Raw genomic sequence first — 11,248 nt, 5'->3', positions numbered from 1 at the left:
AGCATTGTTGCTCTTCGAGCTCGTTATTTATCTAATGAATGGGATTATGTCGTCGATAATTACTTAAAAGTCGCTTAACCCACCGAAAGTATCTGCACCCCACGTTTTTTCGTAATGAAACCTTATATAAACAAAAAAAAACAAGAGCTGTCACTTAAAAATATTTATAGAAATAAACCGAGTATTAATGCTATAATTTTTATCATAAACACAATACAAAAAGGGGAAAGATTCTTATGGAATGTTCAAATTTAATGACTTGCAGTTTTGTTAAAACTTATCAAAATGACCCTGTCGTCAGCATAGGCGTTAAGGGCTATATAACTTCATACTGTAAAGGGGATAAAGAAAGCTCCTGTTTAAGAAAGAAAATCAGCCAGCAACTGGGAAAGGATAAGGTCCCAACAAATATGATGCCTTCAGGTCGACCAGTTCCCAATACAAAATCCATGGACTGGCAGGATAACCTATTCCCCATACTTAAAGAAGCGGGCGTTCATATAGTTAAAGTCTAGCTGGTTGGATTTTTTTGCGATATTCCAAATCATATTCTATAATGATATCCCAACAACCCGGAGAAGGAGTAGATATTGTTATCGCAAAACATCAATCCAGGAAATATTCAGCTAAACAGTGATTTCAGAATAGTAGCGTTGTATTCTTTTCTATCAGTCGGATAATCAGATTGTCTGCCAGGTGAAGAAGTAAATTTGCCATGACTGTCCGACTCGGGTAATAAATAAAACCCGGCTCCGAAATAAGGCTCTTCACAAATTACCCGCTGATATAATTCCATAACCTTTGCTCTGTCTTCGGCGGTACCTTTGGAGCTGTAATATGAGATACCCAGGAATGCCTGATCATGCAATTTCTTTGTTTTCATTAAATACATAAGGCTTTCAGTGATCCCTTCTAAAGTTCCCGATTTATTGGCAAATCTTTCCTCCTGAAAAATTTCATTTGGATGCGGAATAGCTATTTTTCCATTTGCAGCATTTAATAAAAAGGATATTTCCTCAATAGATGGCAGATAATTGGTATACCCTTTATTGCTCTTATATTCATGTGGAAGCCATTTATACCAGACGTCTTTGGAACGTGTTATTTCCAGAGAATTGAAATAATCTCTGTATTTATTAAACAAAGCATCAGTGATATGAGATCTGATAATATTTCCTCTGGCTGCATTCCTAACTTCTTCCTTGGTAACAGCTAATTCAGGGAACCTTTCATTTAGTTTCCCCAAAAGCATCCAGACAGCCTTTTCCTTTGCCTCAGCAGTTAATGAAAGTTTGTGCAGCATGTTCTGGAAAACAGGCAAAGAAATCAATTCGTCATAACATTTATAATAATCAGGAAGATATGCAAGCATATGCACCGGTAACCCGCGAAACATGACATTGAATTCCACCCCGGGGATAAAAGTAAAATCCCTGCTCACTCCAAGATCCTTAAAATAATCGTTAACTATCTGTGCCGAAAGATAAGATTCATGATAAGGCTTAAACTGGGGCAGTATATCATGATCAGTCAGCGCAACTGCAAATAATCCCTGTTCATATGAATCAAGGATATGGGCAGCAGGCGTAGAATAGCCATCAGAAAGAAGAGAGTGCGTATGTAAATCTATTTGACCAAAAGATGGCGCGTTGTGAAGATCAGGATAAGGAACAAAAGGCAACAAAACCTTTAAGGACTGCAACCTTTGAGACATATATTCCTGCCCTATTACTTCAGTAACGATGGTTCTGGCAGCAAGTTCCCTGATAGATGGATCAGAATGAGTCAGCTGGTTTTCCAGAAAATCAATAGAATCTTTATCAGTGATATAGCCTTTATTCAATAAAATGTTTATTTTAGAAACAATTTGGCTGTTTTCTCTAAAATTATCAGAAAATCCTCCAGCTAATATTTTCTTAAGCATGCATGGGTATCCTTTTCTTTTTTATTCTGGTTATTATTCGTAATCAAAATGGATTTATTTCAAATTATTAAAGAAATGAAGGAAAGTAAGTAAATCTAATTATCACAATTGCTGCTAATAAAAACACAATATTAAAGCCCAAGGAACCCAAAAAAGATATTTCTAAAAAAATCGATATTTTGTTTGCCTAAAAAATGAAATTTTTATTCTCTTTTTTCGAAATAATAAATAGAAAAAATATCTAGAGGAGGAAACTGGATGGAAATTTATAACAAAATCATTCAAATTAAAGAAGGATCGGGGGGTAATTCCAAGGTACTAAATCCATTAAACAAAGCAGGAATACCTACGCTGCTAAGATATTTAAACAATTATAACATAACAGGAAAAGTAGTTGGCTACAGACCTGATTACAATGTCACTTGGGGAGCTGCCGATAATGAACGCGGTTACAAAATAAAGAATGCTGCCCGTATAAAACAAACAATGCCTGATGTAACTTCCATCATAACAGCAGGTGGAAAACCGGCAATAATGTTTCATATCCAGGACAAAGGCAAGATAAACGGGGTCGAGTTCAAAGACAACCTTGAAGTAACAGAAGAATTGGCATTACAGCTGAATGCTTATGAGAATTTTAATAAAAATTTCTACGCTGTAGTAGATGGACAACCGATTAATCCGGAACTGGCACAAGGCAAAAAAGTAGTCTTAATAGGCAGGGTTGAAGAAGAGAAGTTCTCAGGACCTGAAGCTCTCAAAAAGTTATCGGAACTAAAAGCCGGCAAATACGATATAGTCGTAATGCAGAATATCAGACTTAACCAGGATGACCGCAAAGCTGTAGGTTCCAATGGAACACATATAGTCGAACCTCTCGTTCCTTTGCTTGATGTCATGGTCAATGACGCAACCAGTGCCTGGCACCGGCCAAAAGACCCGACAATGAAGAGCATCAACGAAATGATGCTTGAAGCTGGGAAGCATTCAGTTGCTGGGGAATTATATGTTACAGAGGGAGGGAGTCTTCAAACCCTGAGAACCGGGTTCTTAACAGACCCTGAACATTCAGTTGCCATATTCGGAGGCGCCAAGGTTGCAGACGAAGTCAATGAAAAAGGAAAGGTTACCAAAGAAGGTAAACTTACCCCTATTCTGAAAATTGTTGAGCTCGGGATTCCAAATATAAGTCTCGGCGGCAAAATGCTCAATCCGATCCTGGCAGCATTAGGAAAATCGATCGGAGCAGCGAAGATAAGCCAAGATGAGCTGGAAGGAGCACAGAAAATCCTTGATGCCTGCAAACAACATAAAACATCGCTCATTTTACCAGAAGATTACATTACAGTGCCGGAAAATTATTTTGAATTACAGCCGGAAGAAAAGGCAAAATCACTTAAAATTGAAACTGAAATATCAGAGGGCAGAATGCAGGTTGATATAGGTCCAAAAACCAGAAAAAATTTGGAGGAATTAATAGACAAAATGAACTACTGGTACTGGAACGGACCTATGGGAGTATTCGAAGATCCGCTTCTTGCTAAAGGTACAGATACAATAATTGACGCATTAGATAATAAAAAAAGCGGATTCGGCATAGCAGGCGGAGGCGACACAAACGCTGCTATAGAACAAAACAAAGGCTCTGATTACAAAGGGACGCCAAACAACGTTGTCTCTACAATGGGTGGGGCTGCTATGGATTTTCTGGGTTTTAATCAGAAGGATAATAAAGGGAATATTAAAGATTTACCGGTTATTGAATCTCTTAAAAATCCCAGTATAGCATAATTTTATACACAAAAAATATTTGGGAAATTCCCATAAAAAATCGGCATACTGAAATAGTAGACATGCAAATAGAGTGAGGTATTCCGAGGGAAAAAATATCGAAGGTTATAGAAGTAATTAGCACAACAGTCCGCAAAAGTGCGGACTGTTGTTTTGTCTTATTAAGGCAATAAAAAGTTGTTGTACCGGAGTATATTCTCACATCCTGCAAACCATATTTTCTATTTAACTAAAGGACAGCTAGGATCTACTGACCATTCAACCATGGCACCGTCATATACTTTGGTATTTTCGAAACCAACGATGTGTTTTAAGGCCATTCGTACCAGTGAACTTCTTACAGCTGTCCTGCAATAAATAATAACTTCGTTGATATTAGCATTTAAACCGGCTTCTTTAAACATTTTTGTAAGTACAGCCTTATCAGAAAATTTACCATCTTCATCAATCAGTTCTTTATAATTATTGTTAATGGCTCCCGGGATATGGCCTCCCCCCCTTTTCACATTGCTTCCTGCAACCTGACCGGAATATTCCTTCTCGCCTCTTGCATCCAAAATGAGAACATTAGATTTGTTAAGTTTTGACAAAACGTAATCTTTAGAAACTATAAACTGCGGTTGCGAATTCAATTTAAATTGTGTTTTAGTAATTTGGGGAAGATCGCTCGTCTTTTCCCGTTTTTCAGCTAACCACTTATTGATACCGCCATCCAGAAACTGTACCTTGTCATGCCCGCAGCTTTCGAGATAGAGGATCATTCTAGCTGCCTCTCTCGCATCGGAGTTTTTCTCGTACACAACGACTCTCTTACTGGTATTAATTCCATTAGAGCCAAAAAGTTCGGCAAGTTCTTTCAGTGGGGGAATTATGTTTTCAATAGGTGAGCTATGGTCATAGATATCTCTGGTATATAAGTTAATAGCACCCTTAATGTGCGAAACTCTATACAGCTCCGGGGTACGGCAATCAATAATAACCAGATTTTTGTCATCTATTATCTGTTCCAGATCATTTGTTTTAATTAATACCGGATACTTTCGTGAAAATTTTTCTGCGCAATTTCCAGTTGAAACGATGCCAAGTAATAAGAAACATAAAAAAACCAATACTATTATATTCTTTTGCTTCATCTTAATCCTCCTTAATATTGTAATTGCAAACTAAATGCAAATTATGTAGGTTAACACACCTCCCTGATTACAAGGTATAGATTTACATTACAGAACTGATATTTTTTTCATTAACAACTGTGCTTTGTGGTTGATAGTTGAGAGGCGGGATTCCCTTTTGATGTCGCCAGTACGTAATAGGCTTCGGGTGAAAAGTAATACTTTAAAACAACGACAACGCTTTTGTCATCGTCAATAATTAGTGTTTGTTTTTTTCTGTGTCAGTCATAACCATACTATATTTTAGCAAATTTTAAAATAATGTGAAAGTTTTATACCACGCAAACGGTTGAAACAAAGAGATTGGGAATATTTGTTCTATAAACGTGCAAGTTATGATAAAAAAAATCCGATATAGAATTAGATATTTTTACAATTTGTATTTTCCTGTCCGGACAGCAGATATACTTCGGCATTTGGGAATACCTGCCAGTGAGATAGTAATAATGCTCAAACCATAGACGGAGACAGATATGACCGTAGCGGATATCAGGATAGCAATTGGAAGTTTGGCAATTTTTCGGATAAGAAAGTTCGTGAATTTGTTAAGCAAGCGGATAAGGATAATGATGGAAAAATCAGCAAGGAAGAAGCAAAAGAAATCTATTCTCGCACTTACACCTATAGATCTTTTGTTGAGATGTACAAATCCTAGTAATATCTGATCGAAATACAGCAATGCATCAATGCTGCTATGGACAACCTTCGATTAAGGCTCCCCTAATTCTGGTATGTTCCCAGCAGTGTAATCACCTGGCAGCCTCGCTGCCGCAATTGATCGACGACTTCCCGGTTACGGGAACCTGGCCGCAGGTCGAGGTCATCGTCGGCAATAGATACCTCTTTTAGATTTGTTAGTTCGAGCAAGGGAGAAAGGTCGGTTATATCAGTATCATTCAGCCCTAACTTCGTTAAACTCTTGAGGACCTTCAGGGTATCAATTTCGGTTATTTTATTGTTACCCAGGTTCAATTCAGTTAAATTGTTGAGGGCTTTCAGGACAGAGATATCGGTAATTTTATTGGAACGAAGATCAATCCGGGTCAATTTTGTTAAATACTTTAGGTCATCAATGTTGGATATTTTGTCGGATGCCGTTAAGTCTTCTAAATTTGGCAATTTGCTTATCACTGACAAGTCTTCTACTTTACTATACAAATATAACTGTTCAATATTATTGAGATTTTGTAGGGCTGATACATCTTTAAGAGTAGGGCTTCCTATATGAACATATAAGAGGTTTTTCAAATCCTTTAATGGATTAACGTCAATTACCTGAACATGAAATAAAGATAGCGATTTAAGATTGGTTAACTTTCCTAAAGCAGAAATATCAGAAATTTGCCCGGCAGCTAATACCAATGATTCTAAATTTGATAAAGTACTCAGAAAGGAAATGTCATTCACATTATTATCTTCTATATCAAGTGTAAGTAATTTTGTAAGCTTACCCACGGCAGAAATATCTTTTATTTTGTTATCTATAAGGGTAAGATACTTCAGATCAGGAGCATTTGCCAGGCTCGACAAGTCACTGAGAAGCGTTGAACGAATGTGAAGACCTTTTAATCTGTGCAAGTACCCAATCGGTGTCGCATCTCTAATATCCAGATTTGAAATACAAAGTGTTCGTAAATTTGGAAAATGCTTGAGATCTTCCAGGCTAGTCATGCCTTTACTAAAAGGAGGGGAGCAGAACACCGTTGCTACGCCATCAAGTTGATCATCTGTTATATCCCCTGTCGGCATGTTAATGTCGCCTCGGACAGAATTCTCAAAATATTTATCTTCAAATACGATCTTTTCACCATTACCGGCAGCTATAGCGGTGTTATATTGAAGCAATACCAAAATTATCATCATCAATGTGAATATTTTATTTCTCATAGTAGCTCCTATAAATAATGTTTTATATAAGATTATACTTAATAAAAGTATTTTTACCTACCTGTTATTTGCTATCCTTATCGGCAAGGATACTGTTTATCTCAGCATCTAATTGTGCTTTTTTGACACTGTAAAAATACTTACTATTTTCATAACTACTTGGACTCGGGATATAGTAGGCGGCAAGCTTGCCTTCTTTATCTACCCATTGATATTGGCCGGAGACATTTCTGTTTTTTTCTTTAATTTTTTTGTCATATTCTTGTTTGGTAATGCTTACATATTGGTATCGCCCATTAACCTGTTTCCACTCATAGTACATTATTACTTGATGGAACCCTTTTTTGATAGCATCTTCATAGGCGTCTATGTTATTTTTATAGGATTTTATATCCGGTTCATAGCGTGCCTTTGTTATCTCAATTTGGGCTTCTTTGCTATAGAGAGGCTTGAGTCGCTGCATTAACGCATATTCCCAGAATATTCCTCCTCCATTTTTTACTTTTTCCATTATTTCCAGCGTACTGAATCCTGCCGGATTGCCGAGCTTTCGTTCAAGCTTATATAAAAAATAGTTAATACCGCCGTCTTTTACAAATTTCTTGATTATTTCTCCTATTTTCCAGTAGAAACTTATCGCATTATACATCTCAATACTCTTATTTATCAGGGCAGGAACTACTATTGAGGTTATTTCAATTTCTATACTTGGAATTCCGGTAGCTTGAGATAAATACTTGACTCCTTCAGCTACAGCTATTTGTTTCAGCGTTTCACGTGTCGCTTCGCTAATATTTTTGGACGTGATAATATTGACGATTCCCGATGAGACAGAAACATTGAGCCCGGTAGTATTAGATATCATATAAGCTAATTTGTCTTTAATGTTGTTATCGATTATATTTTGAGGATTTTTTATCATCGCAAAGAATTCCTTGCCGCTAAAACCTTCCAGCGGCGTGCCTTTTACGCTATCTTTCCATAGGTCATCCAATTCATTTGATACATCCAGCGCATAGTCGGTATTCCCGATCTTCACCTGTCCATAATCAGCTTTGTATTTATTAATATGCAATTCAGAAGTAGGCGCGGAGACCGAGGGGAACGAATCTTTCAATCTGGAAAATGTGGTACCCAGTGAATTAATGAACTCCTGAGTTATATCAGTCCCGAACAAACTTAGATCGAGGGTTTTCCAGTTAATTCCTTTGGGCAGGTCAAAGGAAAGGTCTGTGAGGTACTGCTCAAGGTCGAGTTTCGGTAATGACGTGAGCACAGATGCCAGGCCTTGTTTCCCGAAAGCCCCTCCCTCAAAAGCAAGCTTGAACTCATCAAATGAGGTATATTGAGTGCTGTTCCAATCGATGAAAGAAAAATTGAACCCATTCCAGACCGTCGACTTATCGTTTGCAGCTTTTTTGAAGGTAAGGCCCAGGTCTCCGTTCTTGAAATCTTTAATTAAGATTACTTTCCTGGAATTGCCCCCGACCTGTATTTCAAGGTCATTATTGGACTTTAATAAATAGGTAGTATTGTCCGAATCTTTTATTTTTTTATTATGAATAAGATCGGACTCAGTTTGGCCTACTTCTAGTTGCTTAAATATCCCATTACTATCCTTAATTTGGATTGTTCCTTCTTGAATTCCATTGTCATCTCTGGCATCAACGATTGCATCGATTCCCCAGGTTCCACTGAACTGATAAGAATCATTTCTTAGCCCACCAGTTAGTATATCATCAGCATTGTCATTGTCTCCACCATTAAGAATGTCATCTTGTTTGCCTCCAATGAGAGTATCTTCACCTCCACCGCCATTTATATTATTTTTCCCGCTACCGCCTCCGTTTATAATATCGTTTTTATTACCGCCCTCTATAAAAACATCTTCGATGGAGACCCCCTGGACTATAATTTTGTTTATCCCTTTACCTCCGTAGATATAGGTCTTCTTTCCTGTTTTGGTCTCTACTTCCAGCGATTGATCAGTATCGGATTTCAGCGAGCCGTACAAGTAAATAGCTGTTGGGGTTTCGAGCTGCAACAGTTTAGTGTTATTGTTACGAAAATTCGTGACAAAAGGTTGCATCTGCTCACAATCTTTCCAGTTCACAAGGACCCTGTCTTGCAATTCGACAACGCATGATGCCATGCTGTCCTGATAATTATTATAGGCAATTGCTTTTTTGTTAAGGTACGTATATAGCGGACCAGATCCATATTGTACGGTTAATGAGGCTAATGTCCCATACCATAGACCGAAGCATTTGATCAAGGGGTCATTAATGAGACTCCCGATTGCCAGTCCTTCTGCAAAAGTAACTGTCGCGTCCCATTTGTCTTCTTTGCCGGCATAGGTTAAGGTCGCAACTGCTAATATTTCCTTAGTCTTAAAAGCTCTGATAACAATCTTTTTCGATGCAGTATTCAAGCCTTTGGCATTTTCCAAGAATTCTCCCAGCGCGGAATTCATGAACCCGATTGTTTGACCGGCAGTATCAACGACAATCTCTTTTACATTGTCTTTGTCTGTGCTGCTTGGTATCGTTTTGACGAGATTAGAATTGGTGGCTAAATTCCAATTATCAACGCCACTCCAAAGCGATAGCAAATTATCAAATACTAACGATTGACGGTCATTATAGCCTAACTTATTAAGCTGATTTATAAGTTCTTTTTCGTTTTCACTATAACTATTTTTATAAGGTATCGCCAGTGTTGGGTTGCTCTGATTAAGATTTGTTACCATCGTTTGTATTTGAGTGATGGGGTTTGGTTGAGGAGTAGGAACTGGTGTTGTGGTCGGTATAGGAGTGGGCACCGGAATAGGTGTCGGGGCAGGCACCTCAGGAACGAGTTTAGGAGCGAACTTATCCAGCATGGACAGCGCTTCGTCCTTGCTTGTCGGGTAATGGTCGATCAGGCTCCAGTTATTGTCTTTGAGCTTCTTAATATAGTTTATTTCTACCCTATCTGTCCATGCCCCGTTGTCATAGACCCAGCTTGCCGGTACCGGATTGATACCGCCAGGAATATTTCTTCCTGTCAGCAATTTCAGCAATACCTTGCCCATTTCCACATAACCCGGTAACCAGTCAGGAGTTATTTTTCCATGATCATTTGTCTGTCCATCGACTCTGACCTTGAGCCTGGACAACTCTTCCTTGAGCTTAGCCTCGCTCATCGGTAGCGGCTGGTACAATCCGGCCTTTTCCGGGCTGATCGTTCGCCCTGCCATTTCTCTGACGGGAAATACGCTACTCATCAATCCCATTAGTATAAGAGTTCGTGAAAAATAGTTGTCTTTGGGTATGACATTGCTGCTGATATCAGCAGTCATTTTATCCATACTGCCATTATCGCCAACCGCATAGGCCAGGGGCAAGTAAATGGCAGTGTCCATTTCTTTGGATTCGGTATAGTGCCCGTTGATACCTTTGGTCAGGGCAGTGACCGCACAATCAAATTCTTCCTGGGTGGTTGAATAGCCACGGATCATCCTGCAACAAGGACTTCTCTCCATAACTAGCACTTTCGATCAATGCCCTGGCTTTAGCCCCGTAATTATTGTCCGACCAAACACCGGATGCTACCAGGTTCCGGGCAGCGATCAATGACCGGATCAGATCGAGGTCAGCATCAGCGGCTGAATTGGCTGTTTTCCCATTCTGGTCAGAGACGAGAGCTAGTGTTCCGTTGCTAAGCTGTACTTTCCAGGCGGGAAATGCCCCGCTATTATTCTCTGAGCGTGCCAGGTCAATCATGCTTTCCACCCCGGCGAGCAGTGAATCAAAGACCTGTTTGTACTGACTGGCATTTACCGGGTCGAGCTGGGCCATACGGGCTGTCAGGTAGAGCCAGTAGGTCATGCCTTCTGAGGTTATCTGATCTCTCGGATCCTTGATATAGCTTCTGCCATTATTGTCGAGCTTATAGGCGAGCAGCAGTTCATTGTACTGTTGTTTGATATATTCTTTTGTCTGTCCATTCGGATCAGTATTATTATTTGCAATTCTGGTATCTCCGCTCATCGCTATGAGGTAGGAACTACTCAGTGTTGATGTCCCGCTGCTCAGAGGTACGAGCTTCGCAGTAGTGAGATATGAGAGCATATCATCTGATCTGATGTTTTTCGATGATAGGGTGCTTGCACTGGCAAGGGCACCTCCACTGCAGGTGCTTGTTTTTTTGGCGGTTTCTGATTTCCCGTGAATGAACCAGTTTTTTATGTTTAATAGTTGGCAGATATCCATTTTATCTTCTCCTTATATAGTTTATTTTTTATAAACATCTATTAATGTCCGGCTAAAAATCAGAAAAGCGCGCCTCTTTCCGCCAAAATCAGCTATCTTTTTTCCTGCTATTGCCCGGTCGGCGAGTAGACTTCAATAGAATCGTACATCGACTTCCGCAGAAAGAGGCGGCGCACCCTCTTAATTGTTCTTCACCTTCTCGAATACCCTTAGCTTGATAG

General features: G+C 39.1%; 8 protein-coding genes. 3 read left to right on the top strand and 5 right to left on the bottom strand.

The window, feature by feature from the left end; genetic code table 11:
* Nucleotides 1-236 precede the first annotated feature (236 nt).
* Entirely contained in the window at nucleotides 237-515 is a 279-nt protein-coding gene (locus tag DKM50_07825) for a hypothetical protein (protein ID PZM79734.1), read from the top strand.
* 107 nt (nucleotides 516-622) lie between these two features.
* Here DKM50_07825 and DKM50_07820 read toward each other — a convergent pair whose 3' ends face one another.
* Nucleotides 623-1,924: a hypothetical protein gene (locus DKM50_07820; GenBank protein ID PZM79733.1), complete on the bottom strand. Its 1,302-nt coding sequence runs from the start codon at nucleotides 1,922-1,924 to the stop codon at nucleotides 623-625.
* A 258-nt stretch (nucleotides 1,925-2,182) separates the two neighbouring features.
* Here DKM50_07820 and pgk point away from each other — a divergent pair, with 258 nt between their 5' ends.
* A complete protein-coding gene (gene pgk, locus DKM50_07815; GenBank protein PZM79732.1) occupies nucleotides 2,183-3,715 on the top strand; it encodes a phosphoglycerate kinase in 1,533 nt (510 codons plus the stop codon).
* Nucleotides 3,716-3,936: 221 nt separating this feature from the next.
* Here the strand turns inward: pgk and DKM50_07810 are convergent, their stop codons facing one another.
* Nucleotides 3,937-4,848, bottom strand: coding sequence for a hypothetical protein (locus DKM50_07810; protein PZM79731.1), 912 nt, complete (start codon nucleotides 4,846-4,848; stop codon nucleotides 3,937-3,939).
* 496 nt (nucleotides 4,849-5,344) lie between these two features.
* Here DKM50_07810 and DKM50_07805 point away from each other — a divergent pair, with 496 nt between their 5' ends.
* Nucleotides 5,345-5,542, top strand: a complete 198-nt coding sequence (locus DKM50_07805) for a hypothetical protein (GenBank protein ID PZM79735.1) — start codon at nucleotides 5,345-5,347, stop codon at nucleotides 5,540-5,542.
* 65 nt (nucleotides 5,543-5,607) lie between these two features.
* On the opposite strand, the gene DKM50_07800 is transcribed toward DKM50_07805, so the two are convergent.
* The 3 genes from DKM50_07800 to DKM50_07790 all read right to left on the bottom strand — a co-directional run bounded on the left by DKM50_07800 (nucleotide 5,608) and on the right by DKM50_07790 (nucleotide 11,027).
* Entirely contained in the window at nucleotides 5,608-6,774 is a 1,167-nt protein-coding gene (locus DKM50_07800; GenBank protein PZM79730.1) for a hypothetical protein, read from the bottom strand.
* 64 nt (nucleotides 6,775-6,838) lie between these two features.
* The gene (locus DKM50_07795) at nucleotides 6,839-10,273 is read right to left on the bottom strand and encodes a hypothetical protein (GenBank protein PZM79729.1); all 3,435 of its coding nucleotides are present in this window, start codon (nucleotides 10,271-10,273) and stop codon (nucleotides 6,839-6,841) included.
* Nucleotides 10,236-11,027 carry a hypothetical protein gene (locus DKM50_07790; protein PZM79728.1) on the bottom strand — a complete coding sequence of 264 codons (792 nt, stop codon included), beginning with the start codon at nucleotides 11,025-11,027 and terminating at the stop codon, nucleotides 10,236-10,238. The genes DKM50_07795 and DKM50_07790 overlap by 38 nt, the downstream gene beginning before the upstream one ends.
* Between the last annotated feature and the right edge of the window lie 221 nt (nucleotides 11,028-11,248).

Source organism: Candidatus Margulisiibacteriota bacterium (assembly GCA_003242895.1).
In the GTDB taxonomy this organism is placed as follows: domain Bacteria; phylum Margulisbacteria; class Riflemargulisbacteria; order GWF2-39-127; family GWF2-39-127; genus GWF2-39-127.
This window is presented reverse-complemented; position numbering and strand designations above follow the sequence as displayed.